Here is a 19,077-nt window from a genome sequence, read left to right on the forward strand (position 1 = left end):
GGTCTCAACCCCATCGGCTTTTTTTGTCGCCTCCAGGATAATGGAAGCGCCAGGGATCGGCGGAACGAATCGCCCCACCTTCCCCGTTGCCATTGCTGCTTAGTGAGCCGCTTCCATCGCAGTTTTGATCCAACCATCGAAAGTCTTCTGATGCGCCTTGATCCAACCGTCGGCATGACGTTCAACGTCAGCGTCAGTGGACTGCCCTTTCTGCATCAGCAGGTTCTCTGCACTCACATCGTTAGAACTGAGCTTCATGATCGAGAACAGCTTGGCTGCCGCAGGGTTCGCTTCCGCCCACTTGCGATTGGCGACAATCCGCTCCACATTCGGCTGGAAACCGTAGTTACGTCCGTCCGGCAGTGCCGTATTGACGTTCTTGCGCGACCCCGGCAAGGCGGAGAAAGGAACCTGCAACCAGGTAACGTCTTTGCCCGGTACCAATACACCGCTGACCCAGTATGGCGTCCAGGTGTAGTAGAGAATCGGCTTGCCCTGGCGATAGCGGGCAATGGTGTTGGCGATGATCGCCGAGTAAGAGCCCTGCTTCTGCTCAACGGTATTCGTCAGACCGTAGGCCTTGATCTCATTATTGATGACCGCTTCACACCCCCAACCCGGGTTACAGCCAGCCAGATCGGCCTTGCCGTTACGGTCGGCATCGAACAATTTGGCCAGTTTGGGATTTTTCAACTGGGCGATGTTGGTGATGTGATACTTGTCTGCCGTCTTCTTATCGATCAGGTAACCCTGCAGAGCGCCCTTGATATAAACGCCTTTGCGGTAAAGCTTCTTGTCCCCACCTGCGCGCTTGTAAAAATCCCGGTGCAAAGGGTCCCAATCATCCGCCATAAAGGTTCCATCGCCATTCGACAGCGCGATGAAAGCCGTCGCATACTCGATCTCTTTAATCGGCTTCACGTCGTACCCCAGTTTTTCCAGCGCTTTCATGACCAACACGGTCTGAAAACTCTCTTCAGGGATAGAGCTTTTTAACGGCTGAACCGAAACGCCCTTACCGGGCAGGTCCTGCGCCAGCGACGAGGTTGCCAGCGTCATGCCGACCAAAAGAGCGCCCGCCGTATGCATGGTTTTTCGCCACGCCAAGTTCAATACTGTCATGCCATTCTCCTGTGAGTGAGTCTCTATTTATTAGAGTCGTGCTCTTATTGTTGTAGGGTCATCATCCGTTGTCGGAAGCGATGACTTATCCGCGCCCCAGCAACTGGCGAACCCAGCCGACAGGCCCATGTTCGTACCAGTGTCTCCAGGGACGCGAACGGGCATCCTGCCCCAAGGCCTGCGTCATACGATCGAGAATGATCGCGAGCAGGACGATACCCAGGCCACCAACGGAAGCCAGTCCCATGTCGAGGCGGCCAATACCACGCAATACCATCTGCCCCAAACCGCCGACAGCGATCATCGAAGCAATGACCACCATGGACAGGGCGAGCATCAACGTCTGGTTGACGCCGGCCATGATGGTTGGCATTGCCAATGGAACCTGAACCTTGAACAACAACTGTTTGGGCCCCGCGCCAAAAGAGCGGGCAGCCTCAACCAGGTCTTCCGGTACCTGGCGGATCCCCAAATTCGTCAGTCGAATCAGTGGGGGTAACGCGAAGATGATGGTAACCACCACGCCCGGCACGTTGCCGATGCCAAACAGCATGACGATGGGAACCAGGTAGACGAATGCCGGAGTCGTCTGCATTGCATCCAGAAAGGGCCGGAACAGCGCCAGCCCGCGATCGTTTCGCGACAGCCATATGCCGAGCGGTAAACCGATCACAATGCAGAAGAACACCGAGGTGAACACCAGCGACAACGTCACCAGGGCCTGCGACCAGGCACCGATAAGACCGATAGTCGCCAACGACAGGAAGGTACCCAGTGCAAGCCGCCGCCCGGCCAGTTGCCAGGCAAACAGCGAGAGCAGAATGATCAGAATCGGCGACGGAATCCACTGCAGCACGTCGTTGATACCGGACAGCGTCGCATCCACCGGCCAACGAACGGCCTGGAACAGCGGACGGAAATGCAGGACAACCCAGTTCAGCGCATGCTCGACCCAGGAATCCAGAGGGATAATGGTTTCCTTGAAGGGATGCAGCCAATCGAAATGATGCGGCTGAGCCTTGGGAATATCGCTTAACCAGCTGGGCGCGGCCTGAGCATGCTGCGCTGCCGCTCCTGCGGCCTGATCGGCGCCTGCCGGAGACGCCGCCGGTGTCCCCCAGGGGTTACTACTCGCATTCTGTGCCTGATCGCTCATTTAGCCATCTCCTCAACCCTTTCGCTGATCTCGGTACCGCTTTCCCGATCAATGGTCTGAAGCAGCATGGTTTTGTTGATCGTGCCGCGATAGCGGCCTTTATCATCGACCACCGGCACGGCGCAGGGTGCTTCGGCAACAACACCGAGCACAGAACCCAACGCGGTGTCATGCGGGATGAAAGGAATATCGGTGATGACTGCATCGCGAATGCTGCCGCTGCCACTGGCTGCCTTTGACAGGGATGCCAGCGAGACAACACCGTGATAAACACCATCCTTGCCGACGAGATAGCCATGCTCGGCGTCGTGATCCTTCAGCCGCTGCAGCGCAGCGCGAATGCCCACCCCTTCCCGTTCGATGACGGTCGTCTGAACCTTGCGGGCAATGTCCCCGGCACTAAGCACCGATGTGACGTCCACACCGCGAAAGAAGGATTTGACGTAGTCGTCGGCAGGATTACGCAGGATTTCCTCCGGCGTTCCCACCTGAACGACGCGACCGCCTTCCATAATGGCGATGCGGTCGCCAATGCGCATGGCTTCATCAAGGTCGTGGGAAATGAAAATAATGGTGCGTTGTTGACGGGACTGCAGGTCCAGCAACTCATCCTGCATCTCCGTCCGGATCAGCGGATCCAGCGCCGAAAACGCCTCATCCATCAACAGCACTTCCGGATCTCCGGCCAGCGCACGTGCCAAGCCGACACGCTGCTGCATGCCACCGGACAACTCATCGGGGTAGCTGGCCGCATAGGTTCGCAAGCCCACCTGATCCAGCGCTTCGAGAGCACGTGCTTCACGCTCTTCTTTCTCGACGCCAGCCAGGTCCAGGCCGAAGGAGGTATTCTCTAAAACATTGAGGTGGGGCATCAGTGCGAAGGATTGGAAGACCATACTGATCTTCTTGCGCCGCAACGCCAGCAGGTCGGCATCGTTCATGGCGGCAATATCGACACCGTCAAAGAACACGTGACCACTGGTGGGTTCAATCAGACGGTTGAGCATCCTGACCAGCGTGGATTTGCCGGAACCGGACAGCCCCATAATGACGAAGATTTCGCCAGCGCCGATCTCAAGATTTGCATCGTAGACACCGGCGATGTTGCCCGTTCGCTCAAACACTTCATCTTTAGCGACACCTTGCTTGAGCAGCGCCAAGGCCTCTTCAGGTCGATCACCGAATATCTTATAAAGATGTTCGACAACTACTTTTTGTTTCATGTGCGCTCCCGCAACAGGACAACTTTGGCCCTAGGATTTCCCTGCCCCGAGACGGACCTCGAACAACGGAACACCGAAGCTTCCGGGAAATCGATCCAACTCCCGGAATGTCGCGTCAACAGTGGCATAACGCGTCCATCGCAGCCTTGCTAATACTTCGTGTTCTTTCTAATCGGACTTTCGTCTTCCCAGCCAAACTCATACCAAACACCTATAATTGTCTGGCATTCCCGTTCAGTCTCATTGCTGGCTTGGGGTAAAAGCGACGTGATAGTGGCACGAAGCCAACTATATTATTTAGAGTACAACATATTTAAGAATGAAATCCAGTACACAAACCCAGGAAACGACGTCAGCGGATTAGCCATCCGTTGAATACTCAAGTGGCTAAAAACATGTTTTGACCGTTAGAACAGGACGCAAGAGGGAAGAACAAGGGGTTCGAGACGGAGGTATTCGAAGAGAGATATGCGAAAGCAGTAATTCGAAGAAATTAATTCAAAGAAAGGCATTCGAAAAAACAGTTCGATGGCGACAAACAGCGTCGCCATCGAACACGCAGAAAGGAAAAAAGTCGGCTGATCAGCGGCTCAGGAAACGCATCCCGGCTTCAAGACCTTCCAGTGTCATCGGGAACATGTGGTCGCCCACCAACTGACGTGCGATTCCCAACGAGCCACCACTCCCCCAATACTGTTCAGGCAGCGGATTCAGCCAGATAACCTTGTCGAAATGATCCGTCACACGCTGCATCCAGACCGCGCCGGCTTCTTCGTTCCAATGTTCGATAGAGCCACCCGGATGCGTAATCTCGTAGGGAGCCATACTCGCATCCCCCACAAAGATCACCTTATAGTCCGGCGTATATTTATGCAGGATATCCCAGGTACTCGTCGACTCGCTGACACGGCGTATATTGTTCTTCCACACGCTTTCATAAATGAAATTGTGGAAGTAGAAGTATTCGAGATGCTTGAACTCGGTTCGGCTGGCTGAAAACAGCTCCTCGCAAACCCGGACATGGGGATCCATCGACCCGCCGATATCGAAAAACAGCAGTACCTTCACCGTGTTATGTCGCTCAGGCACCATTTTCAGATCGAGATAGCCGGCATTACGCGCCGTCGAGCGAATGGTGTCGTCCAGGTCCAGTTGATCAGCGGCACCCTGTCGCGCAAACTTGCGCAAACGACGCAGCGCAACTTTGATATTGCGGATGCCCAGCGTGATGCTATCGTCGAGATCGCGATAACCGCGCTTTTCCCAGACCTTGATCGCCTTCCCATGTCGGCCCTGCTTCTGGCCGATACGAAAACCTTCAGGATTATAGCCATTGGCACCGAATGGCGAGGTGCCACCGGTACCAATCATTCGGTTGCCGCCCTGATGGCGTTCCTTCTGCTCCTCCAGGCGCTTCTTGAAGGCTTCTATCAGCTCCTCAAGACCACCCAACGACTCTATCCTGGCTTTGTCCTCCTCGCTGAGCTGGCGCTCGAACTCGGCACGTAACCAATCGTCAGGAATCATCGCCGCCAGCAGGTCATCCAGATTCTCGATGCCCTTGAAGTAGCTTTCGAAAGCACGATCGAACTTATCGTAGTGGCGCTCATCCTTGACCAGACAAAGCCGGCTCAAATAGTAGAACTCTTCCATGTCGGCAAACGCGAGGCGTTCCTGCAATGCCGCCAGGAGGTCGAGAAACTCCCTGAGACTGGCAGGCACCCGCGCCTTGCGCACTTCCATAAAGAAATCGACTAACATCATCTCCCCCAGTTCGGCGGCAGCAGCGGATCAACCGCGGCGCCGCGCCATGAAGGCCAATTTCTGCAACAGATGGACGTCCTGCTCGTTCTTCACCAGCGCGCCATACAGCGGCGGCATCGCCTGTGCAGGATCGCGTTCCTGCAGGACCTGCATAGCCAGATCGTCCGCCAGCAAAAGCTTCAGCCAATCGATCAGTTCCGAGGTCGAAGGCTTCTTCTTGAGGCCAGGGACTTTACGAACGTCGAAGAAGATCTCCAATGCATCCCTTACCAGGTCCTGCTGGATGTTGGGGAAATGCACGCTCACGATCTCTTCCATGGTGGCGTGATCCGGGAAGCTGATGTAGTGGAAGAAGCAGCGACGAAGGAAGGCATCGGGCAACTCCTTCTCGTTGTTACTGGTGATCACAACGATCGGACGCTTTTGGGCAACCACCCGTTGCTTGGTTTCGTAGACATAGAACTCCATGCGGTCGAGCTCGAGCAACAGGTCGTTCGGGAACTCGATGTCGGCCTTATCGATCTCATCGATCAGAAGCACCGCCTGCTGCTCGGAATCGAACGCCTCCCAGAGCTTGCCCTTAATGATGTAGTTGCCGATATCCTGCACACGATCATCGCCCAGTTGCGAATCGCGCAGACGGGACACGGCATCGTATTCATAAAGTCCTTGCTGGGCCTTGGTCGTCGATTTGATATGCCAGCTGATCAATGGCGCATCGAGAGCCGCCGCCAACTCCTCGGCCAGCAGCGTTTTGCCGGTACCCGGTTCGCCCTTGATGAGCAGCGGGCGCTGTAGCGTCATGGCCGCGTTGACCGCCATCCGCAGATCATCGGTGGCAACGTATCTCTCTGTACCTTTAAACTTCATCGAAACCTATCCTCTCAACTCGCGACCGGCCGCTCCACGCAAAACAGCGGGACTCGCAGGAATCCATCGTAATCAGTTGCAGGCATTATAACCGGATGCCTCTAACGACAATACGTTACTGGGTCACTGCTCGATGAACAAGCGTCATCAGAGACAGCAACCGTACTCAGCGTTATTACCATATGACATAAATGCCGTGGATTTCGACGCACAACGTGTTTATGTTGTGCAAACTACGCTCTCCGGGATCGGCCGAAGGGCGCTAACCCGGCAATGACCGGCGAAGTTTCAACCGGACCCAATCGACAGGAGACCGACATGGCACGTATTTTTGACGACAACTCGTTTGCCATCGGCAACACCCCCCTGGTTCGCCTGAATCACGTTTCGGACGGCGCGACCATCTGGGCAAAGATCGAAGGCCGCAACCCGGCCTACTCCGTTAAGTGCCGTATCGGCGCATCCATGATCTGGGACGCCGAGAAGAAGGGGCTGCTCAAGCCCGGCATGACGATTATTGAACCGACCAGCGGCAATACCGGTATCGCCCTCGCCTACGTCGCTGCAGCCCGCGGCTATAAACTGCAACTGACGATGCCCGCCTCAATGAGCCTGGAGCGAAGAAAGGTCCTCAAGGCGTTAGGTGCGGAGCTGATTCTGACGGAAGCGGCCAAGGGAATGCCCGGCGCCATTGCCAAGGCCCAGGAAATCGCTGAAAGCGATCCCGAGCAGTTCTTTATGCCACAGCAATTCAACAACCCGGCCAACCCGGCGATTCACGAAAGTACAACAGGTCCCGAGATCTGGAACGATACCGACGGCCGGATCGACGTACTGGTCTGCGGTGTAGGCACTGGCGGGACGCTGACGGGGATTTCCCGATACATCAAGCAAACCAAAGGCAAGCCGATTACCAGCGTCGCGGTGGAGCCGACATCCTCACCGGTCATCAGCCAGACCATTCAAGGTATCGAAGTCAAACCGGCGCCCCATAAAATCCAGGGTATCGGCGCAGGCTTCGTGCCGAAGAACCTGGATATGGGGATCGTGGACCAGGTGGAGACGGTGACCAACGAGGAATCCATTGAAATGGCCCACCGCCTCATGCGGGAGGAGGGAATCCTCTGCGGGATTTCCTGTGGTGCGGCAGTTGCAGCGGCGGTGCGTGTCAGCAAACAGCCGGAACACCAAGGCAAGAACATTGTCGTGGTCCTGCCCGACTCCGCAGAACGCTATCTCTCAACGGCACTGTTCGAAAATCTCTTTAGCGAGAAAGAAACGATACAGTAAGACTCTACCAATACCTCCCGGTATCGCCGGGAGGTATTCCGGGCCGCCGTGCCTATGCCTTATCAGACGGTTTCCTGTCCTCTTTTGAATCCTCTTCGCCGCTGCCGTCATCGGGCAGGTCGTCGATATCCGAAATGTCGAAATCCTCGAGGCTGTACTCTTCGTCGGCCGACGCATTTTCCGCCATGATCTGTTCAGCGAGTTTCTCTGCATCATCAGGCTCGACTTCCGGTTCAGACGAGCCCACAACGGGTATATCCTCCGCACCCGCGTCCTCCGCCAGGATATCCTCGATATTCGCCATAGCATCGTCGGGTTCTTCGGGCTCGGGTTCGGGCTCGCTCTCCTGGGTTTCTGGCTCTGGCTCTGGCTCTGGCTCTGGCTCAGGTTCCGGCTCAGCGTCAACAACGGGAAAAGCCGCCTCATCAGACTCGTCAGGTGAGTCCAGATCGTCTACCAGGGATTCGGCCCTCAACTTTTTCCGACGCCGCCAGAACAACCAGCCTGCCACCAGTACACCAACGACTACAACCGCGCCGACACCAACAGCCAGGAACGGCTTTACACGTGACCAGAGGCTCTTTTTGGGCGGGGCAGCGGGCTTTTCCACGGTCTTTATCGGCGCAGGTTTTTCGACCTTCGACGCCAGATCCGGCGCAATATTGGGTTGAGGCGCGGGCTTCGCCTCAGGTTTTGCTACATGAGGCGCAACGGTTTCCTTGGGAGCCTCAGGAGGCGTTGCCGGCGTCTCCGGCACCGGAGGGTTGAGGCTTTGATACTCGGCACCACTCGTGCCCTTGCGCGGGAATTCCGCCGTTAACGAGTCGGGAGCGAAGAGAAACTCATGGCCGTTCGAGGTATACCCTTTTACCCGAAGGCCCACGTGGTAAGTCCCCGGTCCCTCTTCCGCTGCAAGGGAGTCATGCCATTGACCGCTGGCCTTGTCAAAGTTCAGGTTGACGATACGGTCCTTTCCGTCAGGCCCTGAAATCTTCATGGCGACGACCGTCTTGCTGACGTCAAGTGCGGGGTTTTGAGGCGTCACCACGATGTCATAGCGACTCTTGGCGCCCTCACCCGAACCATGCACTTCGACGTTAACGGGTGCCCTCAGGGTAATGGTCTGAGTATTCTCCCGCTGGAAGGTCTTACCATCGGCCAGGACCCGGAACTGGTAGACCCCGGGCTCCGTCAGCTTGCTGATGCTATCGCGATAGACCCCATCCGCCGGCACTTCGCCCGCATCCGACAACACTTTGGAACCCACTCGGCCATCCTGGGTGGTCAGGGACAGGGTCACTGTAATCAGCTTCAGGAAGTCGGCATTGGTCAGCTTGGATGAGTCGTCATAGAAACCGACATCCAGGTCCAGACGATCCCCCGCATAGAAATTGGCCGGCAACTGCGTTACCGCCATTCGCAGATCACTGACAATGGTGACACGGCTGTCCGGTTCCAGTTCGGCGTCAATATTCCAGTCGCCAGCCAGGGGTTTCTCGACCGTGACCAGGTCATAGCGATTTTCAGCCAGCCAGTGCACCGAGGCGGGATGGGCTTCAGCCGTCAGCCAGTGGCCATCAGGCATTTTCAAGCGCGTCGCTTTGCTGCCCGGCTTGTGAAAAATCAGCGCGGTAAACTCACGAACCTTGGCATCGACATGAAAGCCGTTGTCCTTGATGGGCACCTGTTCGCTCGGTGCTGCCTGATCGAAGGCCCTGAGGAAGGCGCGAGACAGGGCATCTGCGCTTTCTGCGATGGTGAAGGTGCCACCGGTATCCACCGCCAGGCGCTTCAGTAGTGAACGATCTGCATTGGGAGATAAGGCGATGGTATCGATGTGGGCGCCGTGGCTTTTGATCCGTTGCAACACCCGGGTCAGGACCTCATGTCGCGCCTTGGCATCCACTTCGGCATTACCCGGCACATCCACCATGCCATCGGTCAGGAGAATAAAGTGGGTATGGTCAAAGCGACGCCCCTTGAAGAAATCGTCGCTGGCAACCGTCAGGGCCTTACCGATGTCGGTATACAGGCCCACGGAATTGATCTTGCCGGCCTTGGCGAGCGCATTTTTCCGCCAAGCGGCATCCACCTTGCCATGCTTCACCAGCATGTTGGTGTATTGACCAAAGGTCCAGACCCCCCCTTCACTGCCTTCCGGCAGCAACTGCGTCACCATACGTACAGCCGGTCGTCGCAGGTTGTGCGGATCGTTCTGCTTCATACTGCCGGAGATGTCGATGACCAACCGCACATCGATATCTTTGGCGGCGGTCGGCGCCGGCGTTTGCGCAACGCTGAACGGACTCAGGAAAAGAAGGATAAACAGGGGTAAGAAACGCTTGGACATAGGTCGCATCATCAGGTTGCGGACATCGACGCCGGCAAGCCTAGCCACCGACGCGCTTCCTGGAGAGGGCTAACGCGGTACAACGCTGCCGCTGGCAGGTCTAACGCTCGTTACGCCACTCTTCTCAAGCCTATATATAGCAGCCTAAGTAGGAAATGAACAAACAGAACAGGGCCTAAGGCCAGTCTTTTGAGACAGATTTTCAGCTTCCTTCGCCGCCGAAGCGACGAACGCGCAACAGATCCAGCCCCCACATGATCAGCATAAGACAGCCGGCGAAGGCCATGCCGGTGAAAGCCCGGGCGGAGTCCAGCCCCTGACCGAGAATGGTTTCGTAGCCGCCATAGAGCCACGCAGGGACCAGCCAATTATCGGCGAGCCGGGAGTACACCGGGGTGAAAAGAATAACCGCAACTATCGCACGCAAAAGCTGGCGAAATCCGTAGTGCTTCACCAACCGCCCTGACAGTCGCGCAAACACCCACTGCAAACCACAGGCGCACCCCAGATAAATCAACCAGGCCAGGACGTAGGTGTTAAACAGCACACTCAAAGTCATTCAATTCACCCAATAGATAATATGTTCTTCCCAGCGATCCTCGGGGACTTCATCCTCCGAGACCACCTTCCCCCGAACAGAAATATCCGCGGCATGTACCGACGCGGGATCGCCCGTCAGCAAGGGATGCCAGTCGGGTAACGGCAGCCCCGCGTTTAGCCGGTAATAGGCACAGCTCGACGGCAGCCATTCGAAAACATCCAGGTCGCCCGCTGTCAGATGGACGCAATTCTCCACCTTATTACGGCCGCCCTGATAGACGGTACAGCGGCAGCTCTGCACATCGAGGTGGCGGCAGGCCACATCCGTGTAGAAAAGCTCCCCGGTGTCCTCATCCTCCAACTTCTGCAGACAGCAGCGCCCGCAGCCATCGCACAGCGACTCCCACTCCCTCGCGGTCATCTCGTCCAACCGCTTACGCTGCCAGAAAGGAATTTCCGCAATCACGGACTTTCCTTTCGATAATCAACAACGGCGACATCGTCCTGACTCGGCGGCATCTGCAAATAAAAACCCTGCGACGCAATGGCTTGTAGAACCTCTGCCGCGTCTGCCCGCGCCAAACGACGTTCGGCGCCAAGCATCAGGTGCATCACGTGCTCGGGCTTGCCGAACACCTGCAACAGGGACTCGGGGACCTTCTCCAGCCCCGCCTTGCGATCGACGTAAAGGTACATTTCCTCACGGCGACGGCTTTTGTAAATGGAAACCAGGCGTTTGTCACTCATGCTCAAAAATAGCTCTCAATTCCGGCCTGTAGGCTTCTGTCAGCTGTCCCCGCCAGCCCTCGAAGATGGCATCAGGAACCGTCGGCGACTGCCGCTTCAACCGCAACCACTCCTCAAGACGCTTGCGTGGCGCCAATAACTCCACAGGGACCTGCTGCTGCTCGGCCACCTGCTGCATCAGAGTCCGCAATGCCCGGTAGGAATCCTGCTCGAGGCGCGACAATGGCGTCGGAATCCGCTGTTCCCGGGTTAGCGTCTCTCCTCCACCTTCGCGAACCAGATCCACCAGGGTGTCTCCAAACTTGCGGATAACGACGGGCGTAACATCCTCCAGCCCCTTCAACTGGCCGGTGGTCTTTGGCATGCTGTCGGCGATGGCGAGCAGGGCCTTGTCACTCACAACCCGATTTCGCGGGCGATCCCGCTCTCGGCATTGCCTCTCCCGCCATAGGCTCAAGGCCCGTAAAACACCCTGTTGCTGAGGATTGAGCCGCCACCCGCCCCGCAGCCGAAGGTAGTAAACCTCAGGTTCGCTTTGCGCCAGCAGGTCGTCCGCCATGCGACGGGACTCGTCCTGCAGCGCACCAAATAGTCCCCGCGATTCCAACACCTCGCGAACCTTAACGAAAAGCACTTCAAGGTAACGGACATCGTCCAGTGCGTATCGTTCCTGCGCCGCACTCAAGGGGCGACGTAACCAGTCTGAGCGCGTTTCCCCTTTATCCAGGCTGACACCAAGTACCGACTCGACCTGCTTGGCATAGCCGACCTGATAACCCCATCCAGCCAAAGCGGCGCCGATCTGAAGGTCGAGCATGCCCTGCATTTCGATGCCCAGCCAGACTCGCAAAAGTTCCAGGTCTTCGCCCATGGCATAGAGCAGTTTTATGCGAAAGGGGTCTTCAAGCACCGGTTTGAACAGGCGACTGCCTTCGGCAGCGGCCGGTTCCACCAGCCAGGCGTCGTCCGGCGTAGACATCTGTACCAGCCCGGGTTTTGGATAATAGGTCGATACCCGTTCGAACTCCGTGTCGAGCCCAAGTGCGACACCTTCCGGCAGCGCAGCAAGGACCGCATCCAACGCCTCGGCATCTCTAAGCCAGTTCACGTCAGAGGCACCGGTCGTTTGCTCTGGTCTGTCAGACATCATTGGCCGCTTTATCCATCATTCGGCCAACGGTTTCCGCCCGCGAAACGCATGCGTCAGTGTCGACCCATCGACGTAACCCAGTTCCCCTCCCACGGGGATACCCTGAGCCAGCCGGGTGATAAGAACACCCGCCCCTTGCAGGCGATCGGCAATGTAATGTGCCGTCGCTTCGCCTTCAATGGTCGGATTGGTAGCAAGAATCAGTTCCTGGACCTGCTCGTCATGCACGCGACGCAACAGGGTATCGACACCGATTTCACGAGGACCGATACCGTCTATCGGTGAAAGGTGTCCCATCAGCACGAAGTAGCCGCCGTTATAATCCCCTGCCTGCTCTATCGCGAGGACATCCGAGGGCGACTCGACAACACAAAGTACGCCGTTTTGCCGGCGTGGATTCGTGCAAAGTGGGCAAACAGGCTCTTCAGAGAAATTCTGGCACTGCTCACAACGGCGAATATCGCGCATGGCCCGCTGCATTACATCCGAAAGGCGAACGCCTCCGGCACGACCGCGCTCAAGCAAGTGAAAAGCCATTCGCTGCGCACTCTTCTGCCCGACACCCGGCAGACAACGAAGCGCCTCCACCAACTCATCAAGGAGAGGGCTGAATGCCATGCAAATTCCTCAGAAAGGCATCTTGAAGCCGGGCGGCACACCCATCTTGGAACCCATGCCGGACATCCGCTCCTGCTGGTTTTCCTCAACCCGGCGCACAGCGTCGTTTACCGCTGCTGCGATCAGGTCTTCCAGCACTTCCCGCTCCTCGCTCATCAGCGACGGATCGATGGATACCGCCTTCACATCGTGACGACCGGTCATCACCACTTTGACCAAACCCGCGCCAGATTCCCCGGTGACCTCAGCGCGCGCCAACTCTTCCTGCGCCTTCTGCATTTCTTCCTGGAGCTTCTGTGCCTGCTTCATCAGCTCGGCCATACCGCCTTTCATCATCGACCTCACCTCACTGGTTGGGTGCCGACACCTCGGTCGTTCGCACCGCTTGAATACTCTCTTCCACTATATGGCCATTAAATTGATTCACAATGGCCTGAACATTCGGGTCGGCATGAATGGTTTCCACCGCCAGGGCCAACGCATCGGCCTCCTGCTGCGCCGCCCAACGCGCCGGCGTCTGGTCACCGGGATCAGCCTGAACCAGATTCACCTTGCCCACACTTTCAAATCGGCTCCGCAGCGCATCGAGAATCCGCTCCTGATGCCGCGCGCCCAATAACCGAAAATGGCCTTCATCCAGGGTCAGGGTGGCTTCTCCCCGTTCTAAATCCAACGCCAGTGCCGCATTTGCCGCCAGCGTACGAGTCATCCCATTCAATCCCAGGGAGCCAAAGTCGCGCACCCAAAGAAACTCGCCCGTCGGAGCCTCGGCCGGCAAGGGACGTTTCGGCTCTACAGTCTTTGCTGCCCCTTCATCCGGTAGAGACACCGGCCGGGAAATTTCCACGGCACGAGCGACCGGAGGGGCCTCAGGCGACGTTATCGGCCGAGAGACGACCGGATCCCGGGCAGCAACACCGTCACCTTCGTCGTTGGGACCGGCATCACTGCCATGGCCAGCGACCGGCTCGCCTTGGGAAAGATACTCGTCGTCGGCCGCGAGCGACGCTTCATACGCCTTATCTACCGGGGCGTCATCATAGATATCCAGCGGCACCGGCTCGTCCAAATGCGAACGCGGCATGTCCGACTCGACCGCCAAGGGCTCAGGTGCCATCGGTGCTGGCGACTCAGGTTGCTTCGGTGCTTCAGGCTGTTGCGGAGCGGGTTTCGCGTGGCTAGCCGGTTCGGGCGGCTTCGCCTGTGCGACAGGCTCGCCCTCTGCCGTGACGGTCTCGCCGGCTGCTGAAGGAGCGCCGTCGCCGGAGGATTTGGCGCGTTCACGTTCGCCACCGGCGGGCGGGGAGCTCGGCGCCGAGCCAGGCCTAAAGGCCAACATGCGCAACAAGGTCATTTCAAAGCCCATACGGGCATCAGGGGTCACGTCGAGATCACGACGCCCCATCAATGCCGTCTGGTAAAACAGTTGCGCGTCTTCGGCGCTGAGCCGTTTGGCCAGCGCCTGAACTTCAGCCATATCGCCAAAGCCCTTGTTGCCGCTGCCCGGTACCGCCTGTTCCAGGGATACGCGGTGGAATAGCGACAACATTTCTCCGAGCACGGCCGCAAAGTCGGGTGAAAACGCCGACATATGCTCCACTTCCGCCAGCACCGCTGTACCGTCGCCATCCGCCAGGGCATGAGCCAGGGCATAGATCCGGGTCTGGTCGACCGTACCCAACATGGCGCCCACCTCCTGCGCCACCAACTTCTGGTCGCCGTAGGCAATTGCCTGATCGGTCAGGCTCAGAGCGTCGCGCATACTACCGTCCGCCGCACGGGCCAGCAGCCAGAGTGCGTCATCCTCGCTGGGAATCTTTTCCTCAGAAAGAATCGACTGAAGGTGGTGAACAATACGTTCCGGCGTCATCCGCTTCAGGTTGAACTGGAGACAACGTGACAGAATCGTCACCGGCAATTTCTGGGGATCGGTGGTCGCAAACAGGAATTTGACGTGATCGGGCGGCTCTTCCAGTGTCTTCAACAAGGCGTTGAAACTGGAATTGGAAAGCATGTGCACTTCGTCGATCAGGTAGATCTTGAAGCGTCCCCGCGTCGGCGCGTACTGCACGTTTTCGAGCAGCTCCCGCATATCCTCGACTTTCGTACGCGAGGCGGCATCGATTTCGATCAGGTCGACGAAACGGCCTTCAAGTACTTCACGACAGGTGTCGCAGACGCCGCAGGGTGTGGCACTGATGCCTTCCTCACAGTTGAGGCAGCGGGCCAGGATGCGCCCGATTGTGGTCTTGCCGACACCGCGTGTTCCGGTGAACAGATAAGCATGATGCAAACGCTGCTGTTCGAGCGCGTGCACCAGAGCCTTCAGCACATGCTCCTGCCCCACCAATTCCTGAAACGTACGCGGCCGCCATTTGCGCGCCAAAACCTGGTATGTCATCCATCCTCGCCCGTAGGATTCTGATCGGCGTAACCTTAGCACGCTCCCCGCCATCGGAGAAGGACACAGACGCTGGGCTTACGGCTTCTTCACGCAGCCGGTTCACACGACACAGGCTCACACGACAGGATGCCCTGGCCTGGCGGCCAAAATACACTGAGATAGAGGAGCGGGTCGTGTAACGGAAGCGTGTCGAAGCAGCGCCGGCACATCCAGAATGAAGCAGCGATGAAGCTATGGTTTTGCGGAAAATCACCTACCAGAAATGGAGGTGGCCCCACCAGCAACACTCCGGCACCCGAGTCCACCGCTGCGGCTGCTCCCTTCCGGGCCTGACCGGGTTCACGGTTTATCGTTGCGGAGGCACCAATGGAGCCACCATAACAGCCGGGCTAATGTCCCGGGCAGTCTTCACTGCGGCGCGCATAATAACAGCATGCCGGGGGGACATCAACGGATCTGTGATGCCCGGCTCAAGCAGCCGGCAAATCCCGCCGAAACCAGCAAGCGATACTGTAACGTGTCTGCGTCGCCGGGAGAACTTCGTGAGGAATATCTTCGCTAAGGAAACACATCAACCGACTGCCCTGCGGCAACAGGGTCGCCAGGATGCGCGAGTTCTCGTTCGGATCATAGAGGCGCAATGCCCCACCATCCTCCGGCCCCCATTCGTCATTGAGATAAAGGACGACACTGACGATGCGCGACGCCCGGCCGCGGAAACTGTCGACGTGGCGCCGGTAAAAATCCCCCGGACGATAAAGGGCGAAGTGTGCTTCATACGCCCTGAGGCCAAGAAACAAGGCCCTGTTCAGGAACCGTTGTAGTTCGTCCAACCCGCGAAAGAGGGACGCCTGAATCGCACTTGAACCGTCCAGCCAACGGATACGGTCACCGCGAATGGAACGATCGGAGATCCGCTCATCGCCGCGTCCAACCGCGGCCATAACCAACGCATCCTGGCGCTGGTACGTCAACAGTTCTGCCCGCAACTCCGGTACCGGGTCTGCACCGGCAGCAAATGGCTGATCGACACAGCACCAACCCTGGCTCGAGAGGCCTTCAGCGATAGTCGCCAGGGTCGACATCTCAAAAAGCGACGACGAGACATCAGATAACGGTGAAACAGGATCTACAGCCGGTAACATGGGGCAGGCACTCAGAGGGGTACCGGCCCCATCTTAGGGCACGCCCAACACCTGCTCTATCGATATAAATTACTGATCATCAGTAATTTTTTCGATGGAAGACACTACAAGCCTACGTCGAGCCGGCGCCCCCGCATCAAGGGCGCGCAATTTCCTTCAACTTGCCTTTGCTCGCGTCAGCCAGCGCTTCGATGTCCTTCCCATCGAACGCATCCACACGAATCACGTCATACATGGCATCCAGGGCTTCAACCAGCGTTTCCCGATCAGACTCAGCGACGATGTCTCGTTCGACAGCCCAATCCACCAACTCCTTGCGCTGATGACCCAGCAGCATTTCCAGGTCCTGCAACTCATCGGGATCGGTCTTGCGAATGGCATCGTGCAATTTATCCCGAATCCGTTTGGTATCCTGCGCCATACGGTAGGCATGAAGAACCCGACCGACCGCGTCCGATGGATCTTCCGTGATATAGACACCGCGCACCAGGCGGTCACGCACCTGGCCATCCTGGACAATCGACAGCGCCACTTGGCGCCCCAGGGCGTCATCCGGCAACCGCATCCGCAAGCCCAACGGAAAGACCAGCCACTTCAGGGGGCGACGAAGCGCCTTGACCGGATAATTTTCGATCAACCGCCGCATCTGCTGCTGCAGATCGTGCAAGGATGTCTGCAAGCCCCATTCGACGACGGGCCGCATATCCTCCGAATAGCCCTCTTCATGCCACTGCTTGATCGCAGCCGACGCGTAATAGAGATGAATAAGGCAGTCGGCCATCCGCCCCGACAGTCGTTCCCGGGCCTTCAGTCCACCTCCCAGCGTTACCAGGCTGATATCCGTCAGAATCGCAAATGCTGCCGAAAAGCGGGAGAGCTGACGATAGTATTTCTGCAACCCACCTTTCCCCGGCACCGGCTCCAGCAAGCCGTGACTGAGCCCCAACAGGAAAGCCCGCAGGGTATTGCGGGTGCTATGGCGCATGTGCTTGAAGAAGACGCCGTCGAATTTTCTCAATGCCGCCTCGCGATCATCCATATTGGCCGCTTCGATTTCATCGACGATAAACGGATGACAGCGAATGGCACCCTGGCCGAAGATCATCAGGCTGCGTGTCAGAATGTTCGCACCCTCCACCGTGATGCCGATAGGAATGGCCTGGTAGACGGAGGACAGGAAGTTACGCGGCCCGCTGATCACGCCTCGCCCGGCGATGACATCCATGGCATGGTTGACCACCGTCCGCATCAATTCGGTGTTGCGATACTTAAGAACTGCGGAGGGTATCGCCGGCCTGACGCCCCGGTCCTGCATTCCTGCCGTAAAGATTCGCGCGGCATCCATCAGGTAGGTGTAGCCGGCAATTGGTTCCATGGCCTCCTGGACCCCCTCGAACTGGCTGACAGAACGACCGAACTGCTCGCGAACCGCTGCGTAGGCCCCGGTCGTCAGGCTCGACATCTTGCCGGCTCCGGTACCCAGCGCCGGGAGGGAAATGGAGCGCCCGACGGAAAGGCTTTCGAGAAGCATCGTCCAGCCTTTGCCGATCATCTTCTGTCCGCCGATCACCTGATCGAGAGGGATGAAAACGTCCTGCCCCCAAATGGGACCGTTCATGAAAACCGTATTCATGGGCAAATGGCGCGCGCCCTGCACCACACCTTCGGTGTCATGGGGAATCAGCACACAGGTGACACCCAGGTCTTCCTCATCACCCAGCAGGCCGTCAGGGTCATACACCTTGATCGCAAGCCCGATCAGCGTGGCCACCGGCGATAGCGTGATGTAACGCTTGTTCCAGGTCACCTTGAGACCCAGCACCTCCTCCCCTTTCCAGATCCCCCGGCTCACCACCCCTCTATCGGGAATGGCGCCGGCATCCGAGCCGGCTACCGGTGACGTCAGGGCGAAACAGGGAACCTCCACACCTTGCGCCAGTCTCGGCAGATAGTATTTCTTCTGCTCATCCGTCCCGTAATGCAGCAGCAGTTCGCCCGGCCCCAGTGAATTGGGCACCATCACGGTGACGGCGGCAGAAACGCTGCGAGAGGAGACCTTCATGACGATTTCGGAGTGCGCTGTGGCCGAGAAGCCCATGCCGCCAAATGCCTTGGGGATCACCAGTCCAAAGAAGCCACTTTCCCGGATATAGGTCCAGACCGACTCGGGCAGATCGTAGAGTTCATGGGTGATTTCCCAGTCGTTCAGCATGCCGCACAGTTTTTCGACCGGGCCATCGAGGAACGCCTGCTCCTCTGGGGAAAAATGGGGATGGGCATACTCGAGCAGGCGGTTCCAATTCGGCTTGCCGGAAAACAGCTCGCCATCCCAGTCGACATCGCCGGACTTCAGGGCTTCAGCCTCAGTATCGGACAGTTTGGGCAGCTTGCCCTTGATCCAATCCAGTATCGGCGCGCTCAACGATTTCCGGCGCCAGGCCGAAGGTACGATCACCACGGCACTACCGCCATACAGCACCGCGCCGAGGATCACGCTGATCATACCCCAGCCGTCCAGGTACATACCTGCCAGCGTCGCCAGCCCGACAAGAACGACCAGGACGACCTCCCCAACACCCAGGTATATCAACACCAATAAGCTGATCAACCAGAAAAGTACACTCATGCAGGACCTCCCCTTGTCCAGGATTTCAACGCGCGGCCACCATCCACAAAGCCGTATAGAATCAGAATATTC

16 protein-coding genes and 1 other RNA gene are annotated in these 19,077 nt (G+C 57.7%); 1 reads left to right on the forward strand and 16 read right to left on the reverse strand.

Going from position 1 to position 19,077, the window contains the following annotated elements; genetic code table 11:
• Positions 1 to 99: 99 nt before the first annotated feature.
• The 5 genes from proX to CLR77_RS15675 all read right to left on the reverse strand — a co-directional run bounded on the left by proX (position 100) and on the right by CLR77_RS15675 (position 6,135).
• Entirely contained in the window at positions 100 to 1,122 is a 1,023-nt protein-coding gene (gene proX, locus CLR77_RS15655; RefSeq protein WP_227519954.1) for a glycine betaine/L-proline ABC transporter substrate-binding protein ProX, read from the reverse strand.
• Between the two features lie 85 nt (positions 1,123 to 1,207).
• Entirely contained in the window at positions 1,208 to 2,278 is a 1,071-nt protein-coding gene (proW, locus tag CLR77_RS15660) for a glycine betaine/L-proline ABC transporter permease ProW (RefSeq protein WP_097461623.1), read from the reverse strand.
• Positions 2,275 to 3,501: a glycine betaine/L-proline ABC transporter ATP-binding protein ProV gene (proV, locus tag CLR77_RS15665; RefSeq protein WP_097461624.1), complete on the reverse strand. Its 1,227-nt coding sequence runs from the start codon at positions 3,499 to 3,501 to the stop codon at positions 2,275 to 2,277. The genes proW and proV overlap by 4 nt, the downstream gene beginning before the upstream one ends.
• Before the next feature lie 582 nt (positions 3,502 to 4,083).
• The gene (locus tag CLR77_RS15670; RefSeq protein WP_097461625.1) at positions 4,084 to 5,262 is read right to left on the reverse strand and encodes a vWA domain-containing protein; all 1,179 of its coding nucleotides are present in this window, start codon (positions 5,260 to 5,262) and stop codon (positions 4,084 to 4,086) included.
• 30 nt (positions 5,263 to 5,292) lie between these two features.
• The gene (locus CLR77_RS15675) at positions 5,293 to 6,135 is read right to left on the reverse strand and encodes an AAA family ATPase (RefSeq protein ID WP_097461626.1); all 843 of its coding nucleotides are present in this window, start codon (positions 6,133 to 6,135) and stop codon (positions 5,293 to 5,295) included.
• A 318-nt stretch (positions 6,136 to 6,453) separates the two neighbouring features.
• Between CLR77_RS15675 and cysK the strand changes: the two genes are divergently transcribed.
• Positions 6,454 to 7,425, forward strand: a complete 972-nt coding sequence (gene cysK, locus CLR77_RS15680) for a cysteine synthase A (RefSeq protein ID WP_097461627.1) — start codon at positions 6,454 to 6,456, stop codon at positions 7,423 to 7,425.
• A 52-nt stretch (positions 7,426 to 7,477) separates the two neighbouring features.
• Here cysK and CLR77_RS15685 read toward each other — a convergent pair whose 3' ends face one another.
• The 11 genes from CLR77_RS15685 to CLR77_RS15735 form a co-directional block, all read right to left on the reverse strand.
• On the reverse strand, positions 7,478 to 9,823 hold the full coding sequence (locus CLR77_RS15685) for a VWA domain-containing protein (RefSeq protein WP_097461628.1): 2,346 nt from the start codon (positions 9,821 to 9,823) through the stop codon (positions 7,478 to 7,480).
• A gap of 154 nt (positions 9,824 to 9,977) precedes the next feature.
• Complete coding sequence (locus CLR77_RS15690) at positions 9,978 to 10,334, reverse strand: hypothetical protein (RefSeq protein WP_097461629.1); 357 nt, start codon at positions 10,332 to 10,334, stop codon at positions 9,978 to 9,980.
• The gene (locus CLR77_RS15695; RefSeq protein WP_097461630.1) at positions 10,335 to 10,781 is read right to left on the reverse strand and encodes a YcgN family cysteine cluster protein; all 447 of its coding nucleotides are present in this window, start codon (positions 10,779 to 10,781) and stop codon (positions 10,335 to 10,337) included.
• On the reverse strand, positions 10,778 to 11,062 hold the full coding sequence (locus CLR77_RS15700) for a YcgL domain-containing protein (protein WP_097461631.1): 285 nt from the start codon (positions 11,060 to 11,062) through the stop codon (positions 10,778 to 10,780). The genes CLR77_RS15695 and CLR77_RS15700 overlap by 4 nt, the downstream gene beginning before the upstream one ends.
• Entirely contained in the window at positions 11,055 to 12,212 is a 1,158-nt protein-coding gene (locus CLR77_RS15705) for a ribonuclease D (RefSeq protein ID WP_097461632.1), read from the reverse strand. Before CLR77_RS15705 ends, CLR77_RS15700 begins: the two co-directional genes overlap by 8 nt.
• 15 nt (positions 12,213 to 12,227) lie before the next feature.
• On the reverse strand, positions 12,228 to 12,830 hold the full coding sequence (recR, locus tag CLR77_RS15710) for a recombination mediator RecR (protein WP_097461633.1): 603 nt from the start codon (positions 12,828 to 12,830) through the stop codon (positions 12,228 to 12,230).
• A 9-nt stretch (positions 12,831 to 12,839) separates the two neighbouring features.
• A complete protein-coding gene (locus tag CLR77_RS15715; protein WP_097461634.1) occupies positions 12,840 to 13,166 on the reverse strand; it encodes a YbaB/EbfC family nucleoid-associated protein in 327 nt (108 codons plus the stop codon).
• Positions 13,167 to 13,176: 10 nt separating this feature from the next.
• Complete coding sequence (dnaX, locus tag CLR77_RS15720) at positions 13,177 to 15,231, reverse strand: DNA polymerase III subunit gamma/tau (RefSeq protein WP_097461635.1); 2,055 nt, start codon at positions 15,229 to 15,231, stop codon at positions 13,177 to 13,179.
• Positions 15,232 to 15,506: 275 nt separating this feature from the next.
• Positions 15,507 to 15,603: signal recognition particle sRNA small type (gene ffs / locus CLR77_RS15725), an RNA gene on the reverse strand.
• Between the two features lie 101 nt (positions 15,604 to 15,704).
• On the reverse strand, positions 15,705 to 16,379 hold the full coding sequence (locus CLR77_RS15730; RefSeq protein ID WP_227519955.1) for a 2OG-Fe(II) oxygenase: 675 nt from the start codon (positions 16,377 to 16,379) through the stop codon (positions 15,705 to 15,707).
• A gap of 136 nt (positions 16,380 to 16,515) precedes the next feature.
• Positions 16,516 to 19,005 carry an acyl-CoA dehydrogenase gene (locus tag CLR77_RS15735; RefSeq protein ID WP_097461637.1) on the reverse strand — a complete coding sequence of 830 codons (2,490 nt, stop codon included), beginning with the start codon at positions 19,003 to 19,005 and terminating at the stop codon, positions 16,516 to 16,518.
• Positions 19,006 to 19,077 lie beyond the last annotated feature (72 nt).

This window comes from Mangrovitalea sediminis, from assembly GCF_002514725.1.
GTDB classification, from domain to species: Bacteria; Pseudomonadota; Gammaproteobacteria; order Pseudomonadales; family Oleiphilaceae; genus Mangrovitalea; species Mangrovitalea sediminis.

Excerpts from the sequence above, each read along its gene's own strand:
- proX (WP_227519954.1), bottom strand. The coding sequence starts at position 1,122 with ATGACAGTATTGAACTTGGCGTGGCGAAAAACCATGCATACGGCGGGC.
- proW (WP_097461623.1), bottom strand. The coding sequence starts at position 2,278 with ATGAGCGATCAGGCACAGAATGCGAGTAGTAACCCCTGGGGGACACCG.
- proV (WP_097461624.1), bottom strand. The coding sequence starts at position 3,501 with ATGAAACAAAAAGTAGTTGTCGAACATCTTTATAAGATATTCGGTGAT.
- CLR77_RS15670 (WP_097461625.1), bottom strand. The coding sequence starts at position 5,262 with ATGTTAGTCGATTTCTTTATGGAAGTGCGCAAGGCGCGGGTGCCTGCC.
- CLR77_RS15675 (WP_097461626.1), bottom strand. The coding sequence starts at position 6,135 with ATGAAGTTTAAAGGTACAGAGAGATACGTTGCCACCGATGATCTGCGG.
- cysK (WP_097461627.1), top strand. The coding sequence starts at position 6,454 with ATGGCACGTATTTTTGACGACAACTCGTTTGCCATCGGCAACACCCCC.
- CLR77_RS15690 (WP_097461629.1), bottom strand. The coding sequence starts at position 10,334 with ATGACTTTGAGTGTGCTGTTTAACACCTACGTCCTGGCCTGGTTGATT.
- CLR77_RS15700 (WP_097461631.1), bottom strand. The coding sequence starts at position 11,062 with ATGAGTGACAAACGCCTGGTTTCCATTTACAAAAGCCGTCGCCGTGAG.
- CLR77_RS15705 (WP_097461632.1), bottom strand. The coding sequence starts at position 12,212 with ATGATGTCTGACAGACCAGAGCAAACGACCGGTGCCTCTGACGTGAAC.
- recR (WP_097461633.1), bottom strand. The coding sequence starts at position 12,830 with ATGGCATTCAGCCCTCTCCTTGATGAGTTGGTGGAGGCGCTTCGTTGT.
- CLR77_RS15715 (WP_097461634.1), bottom strand. The coding sequence starts at position 13,166 with ATGATGAAAGGCGGTATGGCCGAGCTGATGAAGCAGGCACAGAAGCTC.
- dnaX (WP_097461635.1), bottom strand. The coding sequence starts at position 15,231 with ATGACATACCAGGTTTTGGCGCGCAAATGGCGGCCGCGTACGTTTCAG.
- CLR77_RS15730 (WP_227519955.1), bottom strand. The coding sequence starts at position 16,379 with ATGTTACCGGCTGTAGATCCTGTTTCACCGTTATCTGATGTCTCGTCG.
- CLR77_RS15735 (WP_097461637.1), bottom strand. The coding sequence starts at position 19,005 with ATGAGTGTACTTTTCTGGTTGATCAGCTTATTGGTGTTGATATACCTG.